This is a genomic window from Flavobacterium sp. U410, assembly GCF_053570605.1.
This window is the reverse complement of the sequence record NZ_JBSEFI010000004.1, coordinates 24247-43865: the sequence shown is the minus strand read 5'-3', so window position 1 is coordinate 43865 and position 19619 is coordinate 24247. Positions and strand designations below refer to the sequence as shown.

21 protein-coding genes and 1 tRNA gene are annotated in these 19619 nt (G+C 32.4%); 19 read left to right on the top strand and 3 right to left on the bottom strand.

The features are described from left to right. Positions 1-12: 12 nt before the first annotated feature. Positions 13-417: an excinuclease ABC subunit B gene (locus ACUSJC_RS04200; protein WP_449268305.1), complete on the bottom strand. Its 405-nt coding sequence runs from the start codon at positions 415-417 to the stop codon at positions 13-15. A gap of 157 nt (positions 418-574) precedes the next feature. Here ACUSJC_RS04200 and ACUSJC_RS04195 point away from each other — a divergent pair, with 157 nt between their 5' ends. The 6 genes from ACUSJC_RS04195 (at position 575) to ACUSJC_RS04170 (ending at position 6496) form a co-directional block, all read left to right on the top strand. Continuing rightward, positions 575-2041 (top strand): hypothetical protein, encoded by a 1467-nt coding sequence (locus tag ACUSJC_RS04195; RefSeq protein WP_449268304.1) that lies wholly within the window; start codon positions 575-577, stop codon positions 2039-2041. A 163-nt stretch (positions 2042-2204) separates the two neighbouring features. Then, a complete protein-coding gene (locus ACUSJC_RS04190) occupies positions 2205-2591 on the top strand; it encodes a DUF1456 family protein (protein WP_449268303.1) in 387 nt (128 codons plus the stop codon). Between the two features lie 61 nt (positions 2592-2652). After that, complete coding sequence (locus ACUSJC_RS04185; RefSeq protein WP_449268302.1) at positions 2653-2862, top strand: YgaP family membrane protein; 210 nt, start codon at positions 2653-2655, stop codon at positions 2860-2862. Between the two features lie 105 nt (positions 2863-2967). Beyond that, on the top strand, positions 2968-4905 hold the full coding sequence (locus ACUSJC_RS04180) for a BatA domain-containing protein (protein WP_449268301.1): 1938 nt from the start codon (positions 2968-2970) through the stop codon (positions 4903-4905). Next, positions 4902-6161: a dihydroorotase gene (locus ACUSJC_RS04175; protein WP_449268300.1), complete on the top strand. Its 1260-nt coding sequence runs from the start codon at positions 4902-4904 to the stop codon at positions 6159-6161. Before ACUSJC_RS04180 ends, ACUSJC_RS04175 begins: the two co-directional genes overlap by 4 nt. A gap of 11 nt (positions 6162-6172) precedes the next feature. Next, positions 6173-6496, top strand: a complete 324-nt coding sequence (locus ACUSJC_RS04170; protein ID WP_449268299.1) for a DUF4870 domain-containing protein — start codon at positions 6173-6175, stop codon at positions 6494-6496. Between the two features lie 15 nt (positions 6497-6511). Here ACUSJC_RS04170 and ACUSJC_RS04165 read toward each other — a convergent pair whose 3' ends face one another. Further along, positions 6512-7138 (bottom strand): hypothetical protein, encoded by a 627-nt coding sequence (locus ACUSJC_RS04165; RefSeq protein WP_449268298.1) that lies wholly within the window; start codon positions 7136-7138, stop codon positions 6512-6514. A 113-nt stretch (positions 7139-7251) separates the two neighbouring features. Between ACUSJC_RS04165 and ACUSJC_RS04160 the strand changes: the two genes are divergently transcribed. The 11 genes from ACUSJC_RS04160 (at position 7252) to ribB (ending at position 16836) form a co-directional block, all read left to right on the top strand. Beyond that, entirely contained in the window at positions 7252-7461 is a 210-nt protein-coding gene (locus tag ACUSJC_RS04160) for a hypothetical protein (RefSeq protein WP_449268297.1), read from the top strand. Positions 7462-7496: 35 nt separating this feature from the next. Then, on the top strand, positions 7497-7871 hold the full coding sequence (locus ACUSJC_RS04155; protein ID WP_449268296.1) for a hypothetical protein: 375 nt from the start codon (positions 7497-7499) through the stop codon (positions 7869-7871). A 37-nt stretch (positions 7872-7908) separates the two neighbouring features. Further along, a complete protein-coding gene (locus ACUSJC_RS04150; RefSeq protein ID WP_449268295.1) occupies positions 7909-8718 on the top strand; it encodes a formylglycine-generating enzyme family protein in 810 nt (269 codons plus the stop codon). Positions 8719-8742: 24 nt separating this feature from the next. Further along, on the top strand, positions 8743-9324 hold the full coding sequence (locus ACUSJC_RS04145) for a PAS domain-containing protein (RefSeq protein ID WP_449268294.1): 582 nt from the start codon (positions 8743-8745) through the stop codon (positions 9322-9324). Positions 9325-9473: 149 nt separating this feature from the next. Continuing rightward, positions 9474-10121: an alpha/beta hydrolase gene (locus ACUSJC_RS04140; protein WP_449268293.1), complete on the top strand. Its 648-nt coding sequence runs from the start codon at positions 9474-9476 to the stop codon at positions 10119-10121. 92 nt (positions 10122-10213) lie between these two features. Then, positions 10214-10711: a thiol peroxidase gene (gene tpx, locus ACUSJC_RS04135; protein WP_449268292.1), complete on the top strand. Its 498-nt coding sequence runs from the start codon at positions 10214-10216 to the stop codon at positions 10709-10711. Position 10712: 1 nt separating this feature from the next. Then, a complete protein-coding gene (locus tag ACUSJC_RS04130; RefSeq protein ID WP_449268291.1) occupies positions 10713-11087 on the top strand; it encodes a diacylglycerol kinase family protein in 375 nt (124 codons plus the stop codon). Positions 11088-11121: 34 nt separating this feature from the next. Next, complete coding sequence (locus ACUSJC_RS04125; RefSeq protein WP_449268290.1) at positions 11122-13602, top strand: DNA translocase FtsK; 2481 nt, start codon at positions 11122-11124, stop codon at positions 13600-13602. Next, complete coding sequence (locus ACUSJC_RS04120) at positions 13583-14251, top strand: LolA family protein (protein WP_449268289.1); 669 nt, start codon at positions 13583-13585, stop codon at positions 14249-14251. Before ACUSJC_RS04125 ends, ACUSJC_RS04120 begins: the two co-directional genes overlap by 20 nt. A gap of 9 nt (positions 14252-14260) precedes the next feature. Further along, on the top strand, positions 14261-15697 hold the full coding sequence (locus tag ACUSJC_RS04115; RefSeq protein ID WP_449268288.1) for an LptF/LptG family permease: 1437 nt from the start codon (positions 14261-14263) through the stop codon (positions 15695-15697). A gap of 5 nt (positions 15698-15702) precedes the next feature. Further along, positions 15703-16836, top strand: a complete 1134-nt coding sequence (gene ribB, locus ACUSJC_RS04110; RefSeq protein WP_449268287.1) for a 3,4-dihydroxy-2-butanone-4-phosphate synthase — start codon at positions 15703-15705, stop codon at positions 16834-16836. Positions 16837-16840: 4 nt separating this feature from the next. Here ribB and ACUSJC_RS04105 read toward each other — a convergent pair whose 3' ends face one another. Next, a complete protein-coding gene (locus tag ACUSJC_RS04105) occupies positions 16841-17593 on the bottom strand; it encodes a sulfite exporter TauE/SafE family protein (protein WP_449268286.1) in 753 nt (250 codons plus the stop codon). A 211-nt stretch (positions 17594-17804) separates the two neighbouring features. Between ACUSJC_RS04105 and ACUSJC_RS04100 the strand changes: the two genes are divergently transcribed. Both ACUSJC_RS04100 and ACUSJC_RS04095 read left to right on the top strand, forming a co-directional pair. Further along, a tRNA-Ser gene (locus ACUSJC_RS04100) sits at positions 17805-17889 on the top strand. A gap of 252 nt (positions 17890-18141) precedes the next feature. Continuing rightward, on the top strand, positions 18142-19389 hold the full coding sequence (locus ACUSJC_RS04095) for a site-specific integrase (RefSeq protein WP_449268285.1): 1248 nt from the start codon (positions 18142-18144) through the stop codon (positions 19387-19389). The last annotated feature ends 230 nt before the right edge of the window (positions 19390-19619 follow it).

Sequence of the window (19619 nt, the reverse complement as noted above, 5' to 3'; positions counted from 1 at the left end):
ACTTGTCTTTTTTTAATTATGTTGTTCGGTAAAAACGGACAATAATATTTCCCCATCAATCATTCCGTCTGGAGATACTTTCATCAAATGCAGAACCCGTTTCATAGCATAAGGATTTAACCCCATGTTAATCCCGATTTCATTGATTTTAATTTGTTCTCTTTCATGTAGAACACCATCACAGTGCATAAGAAGTGCCAAGCGATAAAACTGACAAATTCTATTAAACTCATCTTTTATAACCACTTTTTCTTGTTTCTTATCAAACAGTTTAAAAACGGTTTCCTTATCAATTTCCAATTCACTAGCTACCATCATTATAAAATCATATTCCCTGTCATGTAATTCTCCATCAACTAATGAGAAAATAATCATTTCTTGAAGCAAACCAATTTTTTCTTGATATTCGTTATTCATCTTTAGTATAGATTTTAAATTAAAAATATATATTTTTTTCGATTTCAACAATTATTTACATCGTTTTATCGATAAAAGAAAGCTTCTCTTAAGCAAATTCGTAACTTTATTTTAGTTCTTTAACAATCTGAAATCGGTAACAATAAATATTTTTTCTATGAAGCATTTAATTACTCTATTAACCTTATTGAGTATTAGTTACAGCTATACTCAGGTGGGTGTTGGCACAACGTCCCCAAATGCTCAATTAGAAATCGCTGCTTCAAACTCAGCTACACCTACAAATAGCGATGGTTTGATCATTCCGCGATTAACTAGCTTACCTACTACGAACCCTACTGCTGCTCAACATGGTATGTTGATTCAGTTGTTAAACACAAGTGGCATTAAAACACCTGGTTTCTATTATTGGGATAATACGGTCCCTGATTGGATTCCTTTCGTAACCAGTGCTACTATCTTTGGATATCAAGACGCAGACTGGTTTGAAGAGGGAACCACAACTGCTCCTGATGACACTAATGACTCTATGTATCACATAGGCAATACAGCTATTGGTAAAAATACTTCTACTGCAAAATTAGACATTTTAGAAACCACTAACACTAATAATGCTACTTTATTGGTTACAAGAACCAATACGATATCTACTGCTGCATCAGCTATTAAAACAGCTTTTACTGTAGCCGGTAATACTGTGTATTCCATTGAAAATAATTTAACAGGAACAGCTAATGCAAGTGTCGTTGGCGGTGTGCATAATATTTTCAATCACTCCGGATCTGGCGAAAAAAGAGGAATGTATAATGAATTTTTAGCAGGAAACGGAGGCATAACGGGAGTTTATAATCTAATAAGTGCTCCGTCTACAGGAACACAGAATGGGCTTTTTACTCGTTTTGCAGGAACTAATAGCGCCGCTCATTATGGAATCAATATTGAATTTAGAGGTACTGGTAATGGAAATAATACCGGAATTTATATTGATAATGCAAAAAATGGAAGCGGAGTTTTCCATGGGGCTTTATTTGAAATCGGAGGAACCGGTAATAATCTAAAATATGGAACTCAAAATTTAATTTCAGGATCCGGAACGGGCGATAAATATGGAACGTATAATCTCATTAATAGTACCGCAGGAGGAATCCACTATGGTCTTTACTCAGAAGTATTAAAATCTAATGGTTATGCCGGTTACTTTTTAGGTAGAGTTTCTATAGGAATCACAACTGCTAACAGTTATATTTTACCTTCAACCCGTGGCACAGATGGGCAAATTATGGTAACAGACGGAAGCGGTAATGTAAATTGGACCAATCCAAGTAGTGTGAACTCCATACAAAACATCAGTGATGTATCTGTTTCTACCTATAATGTAACATCTTACGATTATACTTTAAGAATAAGTAATTCTGTTTCTTCAATTGTTTTACCTGATCCTGCCACATTAAATGGAAAAATATACGTTTTGATTGGTACTCCCGGTATTTCTTCTAAAGCTATTAGTTGTATCAGTGGTAGCGTATTGGATGATGTTTCTAATAGCTCCATCGCTTCACTTTCTGCCGGGCAACGTTATATGATTCAAAGTAATGGAGCAAACTGGTATGTAATTAGTAATTAAATAACATATTTCCTTTATTCAATAACTGTTGGACTCTCATCTCAAAAAACGTTATAGCCATAACAACACATTCCCAAGAGTCCAACAGTTGTTTTTTAATATTGCATACAAAATTCACTACCTTTGTTCAAATTCTGGCTTTTGCCTATTCAAAAAAAATCCAATGAACAATAATGATGTTTTAAAAAAACTAAGAGTTGCACTTCAACTTCGCGACGATCAAATTGTAGAAATTTTAAATCTTGTTGATTTTAGAATATCTAAAGGTGAACTAGGTAATTTTTTTAGGGATGAAAAACATCCTAAATATATGGATTGTGGAGACCAAATTCTTCGTAACTTTCTTAACGGCTTAGTTCTTTATTTAAGAGGCACAAAGGAAGAACCCAAAAATCCAACAGAAGTATTAGCTGAAATTAAACAGAATAAAACAAAAACACCACAAGTTAAACCCCAAGTAAAAAAGGAAATTAAAAAAACTACGACTTCTGGTTTCAAACCAATAAACTCAAAAATTAAATTTAAAAACGGGAAAAACAAAAAATCATAATTTAAAGATATGAGCAACTTTTTTTGTACCTTTAGTCTGATTAATATTCAAGACCAAAACTATGAAAAAAAATGTTGGAAAAATGGACAAAGTAATTAGAATATTACTTGCCATAATATTAGTTTCTTTAAACTTATTCAATGTAGTTACAGGATCTTATTCTTGGCTTTTATCGTTATTTGCCGTTATTCTTGTAACCACAACATTAGTTGGTTATTGTCCGTTGTATACCTTATTAGGATTTAACACTTGTAAAACACATAAACATTAAACTTAAAAAATCCCAAAATGGGATTTTTTAAGTTTAACACCAAACATTTCTTTTATTTTGGTTCTTATTCGTATTTTTGAAACCCGAAAAGTTAACATTAAATAAATGCAATTCAAACATCCGGAAATTCTATACTTTCTTTTCCTCTTGGTTATACCAATTTTAGTACATTTATTCCAACTGAGAAAGTTCAAAAAAGAGTATTTCACCAATGTTAAATTGCTTAGAGAACTCCAACTTCAAACCCGAAAAAGCAGTACTATAAAAAAATGGTTACTTTTAGCTACTCGCCTTTTGTTGCTAACCGCTTTAATTTTTGCCTTCGCGCAACCTTTTAAAAAAGCTAAAGACAAAGCATCTCAAAATAATGAATTGGTTCTTTTTGTAGACAACTCTTTTTCTATGCAAGCTAAAGGTTCTGAAGGCGAACTTTTCAAAAAAAGCATCCAGGATATTTTAGAGCATGTTCCCGAAAATCAGCAAGTTTCTATAGTAACACCTTCCGAAAGTTATTGGGACGTCAATCCAAAAACCATTTTAAAGGAATTACAAAACTTATCGTATACTTTTTATACTTTCCAACCCGACTATTTATTAGCTCAAGCAGAAAATAAAAAACCAAACACGGCTAAAGATTATATTTTTATTACAGATGCCCAAAATGTTACTTCAGAAAAAATTCCTATTTTAGCCAAAGAAAATAAACTCTACGGGATTTTTCCTGAAGCAGAAAACAAAGGTAATTGCAGCATCGATCAAGTGGAAATTTCAAGTATTTCTGATTCATTTTACGAAATTACTGTTAGTCTTTCCAAATTCGGAACCATTGAAAATAATTTACTTTTCTCCATCATTAGTGATGCCGATGAAACTGTTGCTAAATCAACACTATCCTTTGAAGATGGTAAAAACAGACAGGAAATAAAAATCAATTTACCTAAAAAAGCCTTTAGCGGAAAAGCGATCATTGAAGATAATAGCCTTCCGTATGACAATACGTTTTATTTCACTTTGGTTCAACCTGAAAAATTGAATGTCTTAGTATTGGGGTTGCCTGAAAAAAACAGTTTTATCTCTAAAATTATTACCAAAGACGAATTCAATATTACAGAAACCACTTTGGAACAATTGGATTTTAGCAGTGTTGAGCAGCAAAATACTATCATTTTAAACGAACTGGAAAACATTACACCTTCGTTAAACAACACATTAGGTGTTTTTTATGAAAAAGGAGGTAATTTAATTATTGTTCCAAATGAAAAAAGCACAACTCAAAACTTGAATTCGTTACTAAGTAAATTGGGGAACAATAAAGTTTCAGAAATCCAAAAAGGCGAAAAATTAATTACTGAAATTCATTTTCAACATCCTTTGTTTAAAGATGTTTTCGAAAAGAAAATCAGTAATTTTCAATATCCGAATGTTAAATCCTATTTTCCGTTTAACGGAAATGTTTCGCAAGTTTTGTCTTTTGAAGATCAAACACCATTTTTAAGTTGGGTGACCAATAAGAAAGGAAATGCTTTTATTTTTTCAGCTTCAATTAATAAAAGTAATTCCAATTTTCAAAATTCTCCTTTAATTGTTCCTGCTTTTTACAACATGGCAAAATTCAATACGGGAACTTTGCCTTCTTCTTACACAATTGGGAACAATGAAACCTTATTTTTAGACGCTTCGATCGGAAAAGACCAAGTGGTTGCCGTTCAAAACGAAAAAACAAGCTTTATTCCGTTGCAACAAATCTTAAATTCAAAAGTAAAAATCACTTTCGGAGATTATCCGCAACAAGCCGGAAATTACAACATTGTTCACAATCAGGATACTTTAGCTCGCTTAAGTTTCAATTATCCAAGAACAGAAAGCGATTTAAACAACAGAAACGAAAACTTCACGACTCATTTCACCAAAATACAATCGGTTGACACGGCGTTAAACGAGTTCCACTTGGAGCGCAACGATACCGGTTTATGGAAATGGTTCATCATAGCAACACTACTTCTTTTATTAACTGAACTACTAATCCAAAAATTTGTAAAATGACCACTGTTCTCATAAAAAACGCCACTATAATTGATACGGAAAGTGAGTTTCACCACCAAACCGTTGATATTAAAATTCAGGACGGAACAATTATCGAAATAGGTCCCAATTTAAACACAACCGATACTTTTGTTGTCGAAATTCCAAACTTACACGTTTCACAAGGTTGGTTTGACAGTTCTGTTTCGTTTGGCGAACCTGGTTATGAAGACCGCGAAACCATTACAAACGGATTAAAAACAGCTGCTTTAAGTGGTTTTACTACAATTGCTTTGCAACCTAATTCGCATCCAATTATTGACAACCAAGCTTTAGTAAAATTTGTTTTAGACAAATCCAAAGGAAATGCTACAACACTATATCCTATTGGTGCTTTAACAACCAACAGTGAAGGGTCGGATTTAGCAGAACTTTTTGACATGAAAAATGCAGGAGCTATCGCTTTTGGAGATTACCAAAAAGCGATTCAAAATGCAAATGTTCAAAAAATAGCCTTGCAATATGTTCAGGATTTTGATGGTTTAGTGATCAGCTTTTGCCAAGACAATTCGGTAAAAGGAAAAGGAATTGTTCACGAAGGATATACTTCTACAAAATTGGGTTTAAAAGGAATTCCTCCTTTAACCGAGGCTTTACATGTTGCCCGCAACTTATATTTATTGGAATATTCAGGAGGAAAAATGCACATTCCAACCATTTCCACTCAAGAGTCCGTAAAATTAATCCAAGAAGCCAAAGCCAAAGGGCTACAGGTAACTTGTAGCGTAGCAGTTCACAATCTAGTGTTAAACGACGAAGTCTTAAACGGTTTTGACTCACGTTATAAGGTTTTACCCCCATTGCGCGACGAAGCAACTAGAAAAGCATTAGTTGCTGCTGTTTTAGACGGAACCATTGACTGCATTACTTCCGATCATAATCCGTTAGATATTGAACATAAAAAACTGGAATTTGATTTAGCTAAAGACGGAACTATTGGATTAGAAAGTGCTTTTGGAGCTTTACAAAATGTTTTACCACTAGAAGTAGTTATTGCCAAATTAACTGCCGGAAAAAATATCTTTCAAATCACTAAAAATGCAATTAAAATCGGTAACTCCGCAGAATTAAGTTTATTTATCCCTAATGAAACCTATACTTTTGAAAAAGGGAATATTCTTTCAAAATCTAAAAATTCAGCATTCTTAGGACAACCCATGAAGGGAAAAACCATTGGTATTTACAATAACGGAAAACTTGAAATTAAATCTAACTAAACGAATTACTTATGAACGATACTGAAAAAGGAAAGAATACTGCAATTATCAGTTATTTTACTATTATCGGAACTGTCATTGCTATTTTTATGAATCAAGAAGAAAGTAAGAGTGATTTTGCCAGCTTTCACATCCGTCAGACTTTAGGCATTTTCCTTACCTTTTTTTTATTGGGTTATCCTATTGGTTATTTTAATAGCTGGATGGTTTCATCTGCTTTTTGGCTTTTTATTTTTATACTTTGGGTATATGGTTTTTTAGGTTGTTTAAGCAACGAAAAAAGAATAGTCCCTATTGTTGGTGAATTTTATCAAAAACTTTTTAAGAATTTATAAAAAGTATATTATAAGTCAATACAATTCAAGCTTGCCTAAAACTATGGCAAGCTTATTTATTGATTTTTTATCAATTTTGAAAGGTGTTTCATCATATTCCCCTACACACTTCAATACGTCATCCTGACCTTCAACAGGATATAATCTTTTTATTAAAATTCCCTGCTCTGTATACAAAACATACTGTCTTCCATATATTATAAAAGTATATATTGACACCTCTTTACAACCATAAATTGATTTTTTACTCTCCACTAGAAACTCAACACCGAATCTTTTAAATCGAGATATGATATAGTCACCGGAAACTAAGTTTTGCCCTTCTTCCATTTTATAAAAATGTTGATAATCATCTAAGGGAAGATATAAACTTGGAGATACCACAGTTTCTTTAGGTTCCCTCAACATTTCTCCACATCCCATTACTAACCAATCAGGAGAAACTTCTTCAAATTTTTTAAGAATTGCCTTAACTATATCAAAAGAAACTAACGGAAATCTATTGTTTCTTGAGTCTTTTGCGAATAGTCTATTAATTCTTGGTTGACTCACTCCTATTTCTCTACTAAACTGTAGTTCATTACCTCTACAGAAATATTCTATTATTTGACGAACTCTTTTGTTTTCTACAGGTAACTCCATAATGTAATATTTATTATAATTTTTTTTATATTTTATATTGATAATTAACTACTTGTTTATATATTTGCCTACGTTATATCAGACAAATTTAACCAATATATAGACCTTTTGTTATGTTAACCGAACAAATTAAAAAAAATATTCAAAAAGGAGACTATATAACATTATCCAAAATGCTTGCTATTACACCAGAAAATGCAAGAATGAAAATCAGAAGAGAGAATGAGGAGGCACTTATTGCTATTAAACTTATAGTTAAATATAGAGAAAAATTAATAAACAAGTTTAAAGCAAATAAAGAAAAATGTATTAGAATAAAATAATTAATATTAACTTAAATTAAATCAAATCAACCATTATGTCAGATTTTATCAAAAACTTCATTGAAGAAGTAAAAACAAACACACCAGGTTATGTTGCAACAGCTGTAGCCGACGTTAAAACAGGGGTTTTATACGGTTCTGATAGCGCTGTACCTTCTTTTGATCCTGCAATTGCTTCAGTTTACAACTTAGAAGTAGCAAAAGCAAAAATGACTGCTATTAAAGCTCTAGGTTTAGATAGCAAATTAGAAAACATTTTAATTAACCTAAACAACCAAATTCACATTATTGATTTAGCTGAAGACGGAAGTTATTTCGTGTATCTAGCGGTTGACAGCTCTAAAGCTAATTTAGGGATGACAATGGCCTTGTTAAACAAGTACAAGAAAAACTTAAAAGATAAACTATAATCAACTAAAACATACTTGCTAATTAACCCTTAATCTAATGAAGATAATTCTTACCGCTATTTGTTCTTTACTTTTATTTACTATTACTTCTTTTTCCCAATCCACACCCGATATGATTTTAGTTGAAGGTGGTGAATTCAGAATGGGAACAAAAAAAAACAGTTCCATAGAAGGTGATGAACAATTAGATCACGACGTGGAATTAAATTCATTTTACATTGGCAAATATGAAGTTACGCTAGCAGAATGGAAAATATACACTCTAGCGAACAAAATTAAGATGCCTAACTTCAAGAATTGGAATCCGCTTAATCTTCACCCAATAACCAACATCAGTTGGACAGACGCCGTAAATTATTGTAACTGGCTTAGTGAGCGACACAAACTAAAACCTGTTTACAAAAGAACCGGAACTATTTGGGTAAGAGACCTTAAAGCTAATGGATACAGACTACCTACTGAAGCAGAATGGGAATATGCTGCTAAAGGAGGAAAATCATCCAAAGGATACAAATTTTCAGGAAGTGATGTCCTTGACCGAGTAGCCTGGTATAATAAAAATTCTAAATCTCCCAATACTATTGGTACAAAACTCCCAAATGAATTAGGTCTTTATGATATGTCAGGAAACGCCTGGGAATGGTGTTGGGATTGGTACAATAGAGACTTCTATTTAACCGAAACCAAATACAACCCTACTGGTCCGGAACACGGAACCGAAAGATGCTTGAGAGGCGGCTCTTGGGATAGTAGAACTTACTCTTTAAGAGTAGCGAACCGTTGGGCAGCAAAGCCTTTTATGCAAAATGACTTTTTCGGATTTCGTTTGGCAAGAAATGTAGATTAAGTAAAATAATAAAAAACAAAAACCATGAGAACAAATGTTGAACCTTTAAATACAGAAGTAGATTGGGATAAAACCTTAGAATTAGTAAGTAGAACTAATAGAATAGGTATTATCAATTATGTAAATTCTGCTTTTGTTAATGTAAGTGGTTTTGATGAAAATGAGTTATTAGGTCAACCACACAACATCATCAGGCACCCCGACATGCCTAAAGCTATCTTTAGAATGCTTTGGGAAAACCTGAAACAAGGTAAAGATTTTCACGCCATTATCAAGAATAAAGCTAAAGACGGAAAATATTACTGGATTATTACACAATATGATTTCTTCAAAGATGCAGAAGGTGATATCAACGGATATATGGCCAGAAGAAAAGCAGTTGCACCCGAAGCAGTTGCTAAAATTGAAGAAGTTTACAAAAAAGTAAAAAACATTGAAGAAACTAACGGATTAGATGCATCTCTAGCCTATTTTTCAGGTATTTTAGACGACAAAAAACAAACTTATGATGAATTTTTAACCTCAATCTTGAAATCATCTTCCAATGCTAAGGATGATAAAAAGAATACAGAAAAAAAATCATTTTGGAATAGTTTATTCGGGTAAATTATCCTTTTCCCCACATACTTAATTACATAACCTACAAACAGTCCATTCTATTAACATAGTGAGATTTGGTGCTTATACTGCCGTTAATAGTTTGGACTTTCTGTTTTTTATCAAATTTCTTATTTTTGTTCCAAAAATCAACAGCAATGAATCTACACTACTTACTTCGTGAACCAAAAGAAAAGAAAGATAAAAACCCTGCCTTAATTTTATTACACGGTTATGGCAGTAACGAAGAAGATCTATTCTCTTTTGCCGGCGAATTACCCGAAGAATACTATATCTTTTCCGTAAGAGCACCTTATGACTTACAGCCTTTTGGTCATGCTTGGTATGCTATTCACTTTGATGCTGATGAAAATAAATTTTCCGATGATGAACAAGCTAAAGAATCTCGCGATATCATCATTTCATTTGTTGAGCAAATAAAAGACAAATACCCGATAGACGAAAAACAGATTACTTTAATTGGTTTCAGTCAAGGAGCAATTTTAAGCTATGCTACTGCTCTATCCTATCCTGAAAAGATTGCTCGTGTTGTTGCATTAAGCGGTTATTTAAACGAAAACATTTTAATTGAGAACTTTAAAGTTAAAGATCACAAACATTTACAATTTTTCATTTCCCACGGAACTGTTGACCAAGTAATCCCTGTTGATTGGGCTCGTAAAGCCAAACCTTTTATCGAAAACATGAATTTAAGCGTAACTTACAAAGAATATCCTGTAGGTCATGGCGTAGCTCCTCAAAACTTTTATGACTTCAAAAATTGGTTAGAATCAACCAAAAACTAATACAAAACTTAAGATTTTATTAATTACTCACTGTGCTTAAATTCACATTGAGATTAATTTTCTAATTTTGCACCTCTAAAACAATCAAAACTATGGCAACAATTACATTAGGAGGAAATCCTATACATACCAACGGTGAGCTACCAAAAATAGGTTCAAAACTTGCAGACTTTTCATTAATAAAAAGCGATTTATCTGTTGTTACTTTAGCAGATTTTGCAGGAAGTAAATTAGTATTAAACATTTTTCCTAGTGTTGACACAGGAACTTGTGCTACTTCAGTAAGACAATTCAATGCTAAAGCAAGTACTTTAGAAAATACTAAAGTTCTATGTATTTCTCGCGATTTACCTTTTGCTCAAAAACGTTTTTGCGGTGCTGAAGGATTAGATAACGTAATTACTCTTTCTGATTTTAAAGACGGTTCTTTTGGCAAAACAAATGGTTTAGAAATCATTGATGGTCCATTAGCCGGCTTAAATTCTCGCGTAGTGATTGTTGTTGATGAAAACGGAATTGTTAAATATACAGAACAAGTAAGTGAAGTTGCTAACGAACCTAATTATGAAAACGCTTTAGCAGCACTTTAATATGAAGTTTGAAAAAGACGAAACGCTCCTAACAGGACGCTTGAAAAGCATGAAGTTTGCAGCAAAAGGAGCATTTAAATTAATCACTACCGAGCATAGCGTAATGGTACAATCAAGTATCGGCGTACTTATTACTTTAGCCGGTTTTTATTTTGGTATTAATAAAACCGAATGGCTTGTACAAACATTAGCTATTGGCTTGGTTCTTGGCATTGAAGGATTAAATACAGCTGTTGAAAAAATTGCTGACTTCATTCACCCTGAATATCATGAACGCATAGGTTTTATTAAAGATATTGCCGCCGGAGCTGTGTTTTTTGCTGCAATAACTGCAATTGCAATAGCCGCGATAATTTATATTCCATATTTAGCATAAATTCTCTACTTTTGTAAAATAGAGTACAGTCTAAATGGCAAAAAAAGAAAAGCAAAAACAACCTACAGTTTCGTTAAAAGAAAAATTATCTTGGCAACCCACCAAGCAGCAAAAATTCGCTATTGGTGTGTTGCTAATTTTATTAGCTGTAGCCTTATTACTGTCATTTGTTTCTTATTTCATCACCGGAAATTATGATCAAAGTCAGGTTAACAATGTTTTAGACAGAGATGTCAAAGTAGAAAACTGGTTAGGTAAATTCGGTGCCTTTTTAGCCGATTTCTTCTTGTACAAAGGTTTTGGGGTTGCTTCCTTTATTTTTGTTAGGATTTTTGCCTTAACGGGAATTTATCTTATTCTTGATCTATCAATTCCAAAACTTAAAAAGATATTTTTTTGGGATTTATATCTCATCATTGTCCTTTCTATATTGTTCGGTTTTTTCTGGGATTTTCTTCCTCAATTAGCAGGTGTTGTAGGCTTTGAAATGAATTTATTCATTCAAGATTACATTGGAAAAATCGGTACATTATTGAGTTTAATCTTCGCTGTTGTTATTTTCCTGATATTCCGAATCAAAATTTCAGTGGAAAATGTAAAATCATTCTTTGAAAGACCAACACGGGAATTCCAAGAAGAGGTTACATTAAGCCAATCCAACAACACTATTAAAGAAGAGGATTTAGAGAACGAATACTCTATTGAAGATACTTCTATTCCTGTTGAAAAAGCAGCGCAAAAAGAAGAAGATTTTGTACTGCATGAAGATGATGAAGAGTTATCAAAAATCGAATTAAAACCAACATCAACTTTCGAAATCAACAAAGAAGATTTAAAACCGACAATTTCTCACGCTTCCGAATTAACCTTAAATGTAAAACCTAAGGAAGAACCTAAAATAGAAGCGGTTAAAAATGAAAATGATGACTTTGTTATTGAAAAATTTGAAGAAGAAGAATCAATAACTGAGAATCTAGCGGCTAAATTAGTTCAGGATTTTGGAGAATTTGACCCAACTTTAGAGCTTTCAAACTATCAATTCCCTCCTATTGATCTATTGAAGGAATATTCCAGCGGAGGAATTACTATCGATCAAAACGAATTAGAAGAAAATAAAAACCGTATCGTTGATACGCTTAAAAATTATAACATCGGTATTTCACAAATTAAAGCAACTGTCGGTCCAACCGTAACTTTATATGAAATTGTACCCGATGCCGGAATTCGTATTTCCAAAATTAAAAACTTGGAAGACGATATTGCACTTTCGCTTGCCGCATTAGGAATTCGTATCATTGCTCCTATTCCCGGAAAAGGAACTATTGGTATTGAAGTTCCGAATAATAAACCCACAATGGTTGCTATGAAATCGGTTATTGCTTCGCCAAAATTCCAGCAAGCCGAAATGGAACTTCCTATTGCTTTGGGTAAAAATATATCAAACGAAACCTTTGTTGTTGACTTGGCTAAAATGCCTCACTTATTGATGGCAGGTGCTACCGGACAAGGAAAATCAGTTGGCCTAAATGCTATTTTAGCTTCGCTATTATACAAAAAACATCCGGCAGAAGTGAAATTTGTTTTGGTTGACCCGAAAAAAGTAGAATTGACGCTTTTCAATAAAATTGAACGTCATTACTTAGCTAAACTTCCTGATACGGAAGAAGCTATCATAACCGATAACACTAAAGTAATCAACACTTTAAACTCGTTGTGTATTGAAATGGACAACCGTTATTCTTTATTAAAAGATGCTATGGTTCGTAACATTAAAGAATACAACGATAAGTTTAAACAACGTAAATTGAATCCGGAAAACGGTCACCGCTTTTTACCTTATATCGTTTTAGTGGTCGACGAGTTTGCCGATTTAATTATGACTGCCGGTAAAGAAGTAGAAACACCTATTGCTCGTTTGGCTCAATTGGCACGTGCTATCGGTATTCACTTGATTATTGCTACACAAAGACCCTCAGTTAATGTAATTACAGGTATTATTAAAGCCAATTTCCCGGCACGTATTGCCTTCCGTGTAACTTCAAAAATTGACTCACGAACTATTTTGGACAACCAAGGAGCTGATCAATTAATTGGTCGCGGAGATTTATTGTATACACAAGGAAACGACTTAACTCGTGTGCAATGTGCTTTTGTTGATACGCCAGAAGTTGAAAAAATATGTGAATTTATTGGCAACCAAAAAGCATATCCGGACGCTTATTTACTTCCTGAATACGTTGGTGAAGAAAGTGGCATCAATCTTGATATAGATATTGCAGACAGAGATTCTTTATTTAGAGAAGCAGCTGAAGTGATTGTAACTGCTCAGCAAGGAAGTGCTTCTTTAATTCAAAGAAAATTGAAATTAGGCTACAACAGAGCCGGAAGAATTATCGATCAATTGGAAGCTGCAGGAATTGTAGGTCCGTTTGAAGGTAGTAAAGCGCGTTCCGTTTTGATTCCGGATTTAGTAGCATTAGAACAGTTTTTTAATAATGAACAAAACAATAACTAAAATGACTAAGTTTTTAAAAGTAACTTTACTTTTTCTATTAAGTTTAAGCACCTTACAAGCACAAAATTCGCAAAAAGCAAAAGCTTTATTGGACGAAGTTTCTGCTAAAATTAAAACATACGAAAACATCACCATTGACTTCAAATATTCTTTAAATAACTCTAAAGAAAATATCAATCAGGAAAGCAAAGGAAATGTTGCTTTAAAAGGAAATTTATATGTTTTGAATTTTATGGGAGTAACTAAAATTTTTGATGGTAAAAAAGTGTATACTATTGTTCCTGAAGACGAAGAAATCACTATTTCTAAGTACGATGAAAATGATAAAGATGCCGTTACGCCCAACAAAATGTTGACTTTCTTTAACTCAGGATTTAAATATGCTTGGGATATCACTCAAAATATCAAAGGAAGACAAATTCAATACATCAAATTAACGCCTATTAGTTCTAAAGATCAACGCAAAGAAATTTTAATTGGTATTGACACCCAGACTAAAAACATTTATAATTTGATTGAAACTGGTAAAAATGGCACAAGAACGACTTTAACTGTTAATTCTTTTAAAACAAACCAACCTTTGTCAAAAAATCATTTTACCTTTACCGAATCGAAATACCCTAATTACTATATTAACAGATTGGATTAATTACTTTCGGTGAAAATTTTAGACAAATACATTATCAAATCTTTCATGATTACATTCACCTCAGTGTTTGTAATCTTGTTTTTTATATTCGTTTTACAAGGAATCTGGCTTTTCATTTCTGAACTTGCCGGTAAAGATTTGGATACTTTTACTATTGTAAAGTTCTTATCTTTTTACGCTCCTACTATCGTTCCGTTAGTTTTACCGTTATCGGTTTTGCTGGCTTCCATTATGACTTTTGGTAGCTTTGCCGAAAATTATGAGTTTGCAGCCATGAAATCTTCCGGTATTTCGTTACAACGGTCAATGAAAATGTTAACCATTACCATATTCTTATTGAGCATTGTTTCCTTTGTGTTTGCCAATAATGTAATTCCTGAAGCTCAATATCGTTTCATTAATCTTAGAAAAGATATTGTACAACAAAGTCCTGCTATGGCAATTGCCGAAGGTCAGTTTAACGCTGTCGGGAATATTAATATTAAAGTAGATAAGAAGACCGGAGATAACAACGAACAATTAGAAGGTGTTATCATGCACATTAAAAATTCGCAGCAAGGTTTGGGAGCCAATACTGTTATTAGAGCTAAAAACGGGCTACTGTTAAGCCAAGAAGGCTCTAATTATTTGCAGCTTCAGCTTTTTGACGGGAATTATTATGAAAACATTCTTCCTAAAAAATATGAAGAACGCAAAAAACTTCCTTTTGCGAAAAGTAGTTTCCAGAAATATATTATCAATATAGATTTAACAAAGCTTAACGAAACAAACAGTGATGATGGAGACATTACCTCTGAAAAAATGTTAAATTTAAGCGAATTAGTCTACACCGTTGATTCTCTTCAAAGGAATTTTGATAATGATGTTGTTTCTATGGCCGATAATATTACGCAAAGACAGGAGTTTTTATTCAATAAGAAAAGAAGTCCTGTTACTCAAAAAAACGACACAACAACCAATCTTTTAAATCTTTTTGTTAAAGAAGATAAAAAAAGAATATTGGAAACGGCAAAAAGTAATGTATCAAGTACTGATTTCAGCATTCAAACTAATAAAACTGATTTAGAAGGTAAAAAGAAAAACATTAATAGTCATTGGATTGTTATTCATGAAAAATTTATGATTGCTTATTCTTGTCTATTGATGTTTTTCATAGGAGCACCTTTAGGAGCTATCATTAGAAAGGGAGGCATTGGTTTACCAATAGTTTTTGCCATAACTATATTTATTACTTTTCACTTCACCAATACATTTGGAAGAAAATTGGCTCAGGAAGACTCTATTCCTGTATTTTTAGGCGTTTGGATGGCTTCTATCGTATTAACTCCTCTGGCTATTGTTTTAACTTACAGAGCTACTAACGATATTGGCATCATGATTAGCTTTGATTGGCTAACAGATCCTTTCAAAAAATTATTTAAAAAAATTAATAACGACAACAACTAAACATTATGTCACACAACATACAACTAAACACTATAGAAGAAGCGATTGAAGACATTCGCAAAGGAAAAGTAATTATCGTAGTTGATGATGAAGACCGAGAAAATGAAGGCGATTTTATTGCAGCAGCAGAAATGGTTACTCCTGAAATGATTAATTTCATGGCAACTAACGGACGTGGGTTAATTTGCGCACCTTTAACAGAAAGCAGATGTAAAGAACTTGATCTGCATCCAATGGTAACCAATAATACAGTTTTACACCAAACAGCATTTACTGTTTCTATTGACTTGATAGGTCATGGATGTACAACAGGAATTTCAGTACATGACAGATCTAAAACGATAAGTGCTTTAGTTAATGAAGACACCAAACCTGAAGACTTAGGAAGACCCGGACATATTTTTCCTTTAATAGCCAAACAAGGCGGAGTGCTTAGAAGAACAGGTCACACAGAAGCCGCAGTTGATTTTGCTCGTTTAGCAGGACTAAAACCTGCCGGAATTTTAGTTGAAATCCTGAATGAAGATGGTAGCATGGCTCGCTTACCTCAACTTGTTGAAGTGGCCAAAAAGTTTGATTTAAAATTAGTTTCTATAGAAGCTTTGGTTGCCTACCGCATGCAACATGATAGTTTGATCCAAAAGAAAGAAGATTTCGAAATTGAGACCCGTTTTGGCAGCTTCAGATTAAGAGCTTATCTACAAACTACAAACAAACAAGTTCATTTGGCTTTGACTAAAGGAAATTGGTCAAAAGGAGAAGAAGTATTAACGAGAATTAATTCTACTCTGGTTAATAATGATATTTTAGGAACATTAACCGGTGACGCTGATAAAAAATTAGACAATATGTTTAATAAAATTAATGAAGAAGGAAAAGGCGCTATCATTTTCATTAATCAAGAACTAAAATCAAGCGATTTATTACCTCGTTTAACAGAACTAAAAGCTTTACAGGAAAAAGGACAAATGAAGGCTCCGCAAGTAAAAATGGATGCTAAAGATTTTGGAATCGGAGCACAGATTTTACACGATCTAGACATTTCCAAACTACGCTTTATGACGAATAGCGAAGGTCATCAAAAACGTGTTGGAATGATTGGTTATGGTTTAGAAATCACAGAATATGTAAATTATTAGTTCTTTAAAAGAACCACAATTTAATAGCTAAAGACGATACGGTTATCACTAAAAATATTTTGATAACTCTATCGTCTTTTTTTACAGACCACCGACTTCCTACCCAAGCTCCTGTTGTATTTCCTATAGCTAAAACACCAGCAACCAGATAGTTAATTTTATGTTCAAGAGCAAAAACTAATACTGCACTTACTGTATAAAAAGCAACAACAAAAACTTTAGTTACATTAGCTTGAAGCAAAGTTAAACCATTAATATAAGGTAAAATTACAAGCATCAAAAAACCAATACCTGCATTAATAAAACCTCCATAAATTCCCAAAAAGAAAAAAATCACAATAGTAATCCACAAAGGCTTACCCGTTACTTTAGCTTCATAATTTTGATTATACTTCACAGGATTAAAAATCGTGGTGAACAACACCATAATCATAATCACGGCTAAAATTTTATTAAATGTAGTTCCATCAATATCTACAGCTAATTTAGCACCTATAAAAGCTCCTAAAAAAGCCGATATCCCCAAATATAAACTAAAAGGATACATAGAAACGCCTTTACTCTTAAATCCACTTACAGCAGCTATAGTCTGTGTCAATATCGCAATTCTATTCGTTCCATTAGCAATTGAAGCGGGCAACCCTAAAAAAATTAAAGTGGGTAAAGTTAAGAGTGTTCCTCCTCCGGCAATAGTATTTAAAAATCCGGCTATAAAACCGATAGGAATTAGAATTAGATATGAAAAATCAAAATCCATGATATTTTTTTAAAGAATATCAAAGGTACTTATTCAAGTATAATTTTCTAATCATAAAAAATAAATATTTTTTTCAACCACTATAAATTCTGATTTTCAAAAGGTTAAAAAAAAGTTTAAAAAAAAGTTACTTTTTTTATCTAAAAACATTTTGAAACTAAAAAAAGCTTACTATATTTGCACTCGCAATACGGAAGTAGAGCGACTTACTGGAGAAATGGCAGAGTGGTCGAATGCGGCAGTCTTGAAAACTGTTGACTGTAACAGGTCCGGGGGTTCGAATCCCTCTTTCTCCGCTGGGCAAGTCCCATTAAACATCAAAACGCTGTAAAACTAATGTTTTACAGCGTTTTTGCTTTGGTAACAATATCATTTAAATGCATTTAAAAGTATTCTATCAGTGACCTATTTAGTGACCTTACTTTTTTTTATTAAAAAGGGTCACTAAAAACAAGCTGAAATACTTGTTTAATAAGGAGTTCAACTTTTGAACATCTTGATTCAAGTAATTTTTAAAGATAATTTTATAACCTTAAAAGTTACCAATTATGAACAGAACATTCAACTTGCTTTTCTTTATCAAGAAAAACAAAATCAAATCCGACGGAACTGCTCCAATTTATTTAAGAATAACAATTGACGGTGTACCCAAAGAAATTTCTGCTAAAAGAAGCATTCATCCTGATAAATGGGATAACAAACTTCAAAAAGTTTCTGGGAATAGTATTGAAACTAAATCACTAAATGCTTATTTAAAAACTTTAGAACAACAAGTTTATGAGGCTCATCATGAAGTCTTAAAAGATAAAGAACAGGCAACCTCATCTGTAATTAAAGCAAAACTGCAAGGAACTGATAGAAATGTTAGAACATTAGTCCCTATTTTCAAGGACCACAACAATAGAATTAAAGAGCTTATTGGGAAAGAATATGCTCCAGGTACATTAGAAAGATATACAACATCTTTAAGTCATACAATTGAATTCATGCAATGGAAGTATAAAATTTCTGATATCGATATAACCAAAATAGACCATGCTTTTATATCTGATTATGAGTTTTGGCTTAGAAGTGTAAGAAATTGTAATAACAATACTGCCGTTAAATACATCAAAAATTTTAATAAGATAATTAAAATATGTTTGGCCAATGACTGGATTGATAAAAACCCATTTGCTAACTATAAATCGAAAGTTAAAGAAGTAGAAAGAGTTTTTTTAACAGAAAAAGAAATTCAATCTATTATTGAAAAAGATTTAAAATCAGAACGACTTTCATTAGTTCGCGATATATTCCTTTTTAGCTGCTTTACTGGTTTAGCTTATATAGATGTCAAAAACCTTACTAAAGAGCATATAAGCATTGGTATTGATGGAGAAAAATGGATTTTTACCCACAGACAAAAAACAGAATCAGCTTCAAAAATTCCAATTCTTCCGGTAACACAAATGATAATTGATAAATATGAGAATCATGATCAATGTCTGATTCAAGGTAGACTTCTTCCTATTTTATCAAATCAAAAAATGAATGCCTATCTAAAAGAAATTGCTGCAATTTGCAAAATAAATAAAGAACTAACTTTTCATATTGCCCGACACACCTTTGCAACAACAGTAACTTTAACTAATGGTGTGCCTATTGAAAGTGTTAGTAAAATGCTAGGACATAAAAATCTAAGAACAACACAACATTATGCTAAAGTCCTGGATAGAAAAGTAAGTGAGGATATGAAAATATTAAAAAACAAATTTTCATTAAATGATACCGAACATTCTAATTCTAAAACAGGTTAATATGTAACCAAAACAATAAATTTATTTAAGGGTAATAATGATTAAGTAATTTAATGATTATTACCCTTTTAGCATTTTTATTAAAAATTATTTAAAAAAATTAGGACAAAAAGTTATAAAAGTTTGATTTTTTTTTCATTTTTGTAAGATAAGTAGGGTTTAAATATTGTGTGAAGTTAGATTAATATTTGGGAGAGCATTTTTAATTTAAAAAAATTAAATATCAGCAT

Excerpts from the sequence above, each read along its gene's own strand:
- ACUSJC_RS04180 (WP_449268301.1), top strand. The coding sequence starts at position 2,968 with ATGCAATTCAAACATCCGGAAATTCTATACTTTCTTTTCCTCTTGGTT.
- ACUSJC_RS04105 (WP_449268286.1), bottom strand. The coding sequence starts at position 17,593 with ATGGATTTTGATTTTTCATATCTAATTCTAATTCCTATCGGTTTTATA.
- ACUSJC_RS04170 (WP_449268299.1), top strand. The coding sequence starts at position 6,173 with ATGAACGATACTGAAAAAGGAAAGAATACTGCAATTATCAGTTATTTT.
- ACUSJC_RS04130 (WP_449268291.1), top strand. The coding sequence starts at position 10,713 with ATGAAGTTTGAAAAAGACGAAACGCTCCTAACAGGACGCTTGAAAAGC.
- tpx (WP_449268292.1), top strand. The coding sequence starts at position 10,214 with ATGGCAACAATTACATTAGGAGGAAATCCTATACATACCAACGGTGAG.
- ACUSJC_RS04140 (WP_449268293.1), top strand. The coding sequence starts at position 9,474 with ATGAATCTACACTACTTACTTCGTGAACCAAAAGAAAAGAAAGATAAA.
- ACUSJC_RS04155 (WP_449268296.1), top strand. The coding sequence starts at position 7,497 with ATGTCAGATTTTATCAAAAACTTCATTGAAGAAGTAAAAACAAACACA.
- ACUSJC_RS04175 (WP_449268300.1), top strand. The coding sequence starts at position 4,902 with ATGACCACTGTTCTCATAAAAAACGCCACTATAATTGATACGGAAAGT.
- ACUSJC_RS04165 (WP_449268298.1), bottom strand. The coding sequence starts at position 7,138 with ATGGAGTTACCTGTAGAAAACAAAAGAGTTCGTCAAATAATAGAATAT.
- ACUSJC_RS04195 (WP_449268304.1), top strand. The coding sequence starts at position 575 with ATGAAGCATTTAATTACTCTATTAACCTTATTGAGTATTAGTTACAGC.
- ACUSJC_RS04200 (WP_449268305.1), bottom strand. The coding sequence starts at position 417 with ATGAATAACGAATATCAAGAAAAAATTGGTTTGCTTCAAGAAATGATT.
- ACUSJC_RS04095 (WP_449268285.1), top strand. The coding sequence starts at position 18,142 with ATGAACAGAACATTCAACTTGCTTTTCTTTATCAAGAAAAACAAAATC.
- ACUSJC_RS04160 (WP_449268297.1), top strand. The coding sequence starts at position 7,252 with ATGTTAACCGAACAAATTAAAAAAAATATTCAAAAAGGAGACTATATA.
- ACUSJC_RS04185 (WP_449268302.1), top strand. The coding sequence starts at position 2,653 with ATGAAAAAAAATGTTGGAAAAATGGACAAAGTAATTAGAATATTACTT.
- ACUSJC_RS04150 (WP_449268295.1), top strand. The coding sequence starts at position 7,909 with ATGAAGATAATTCTTACCGCTATTTGTTCTTTACTTTTATTTACTATT.
- ribB (WP_449268287.1), top strand. The coding sequence starts at position 15,703 with ATGTCACACAACATACAACTAAACACTATAGAAGAAGCGATTGAAGAC.
- ACUSJC_RS04145 (WP_449268294.1), top strand. The coding sequence starts at position 8,743 with ATGAGAACAAATGTTGAACCTTTAAATACAGAAGTAGATTGGGATAAA.
- ACUSJC_RS04125 (WP_449268290.1), top strand. The coding sequence starts at position 11,122 with ATGGCAAAAAAAGAAAAGCAAAAACAACCTACAGTTTCGTTAAAAGAA.
- ACUSJC_RS04120 (WP_449268289.1), top strand. The coding sequence starts at position 13,583 with ATGAACAAAACAATAACTAAAATGACTAAGTTTTTAAAAGTAACTTTA.
- ACUSJC_RS04190 (WP_449268303.1), top strand. The coding sequence starts at position 2,205 with ATGAACAATAATGATGTTTTAAAAAAACTAAGAGTTGCACTTCAACTT.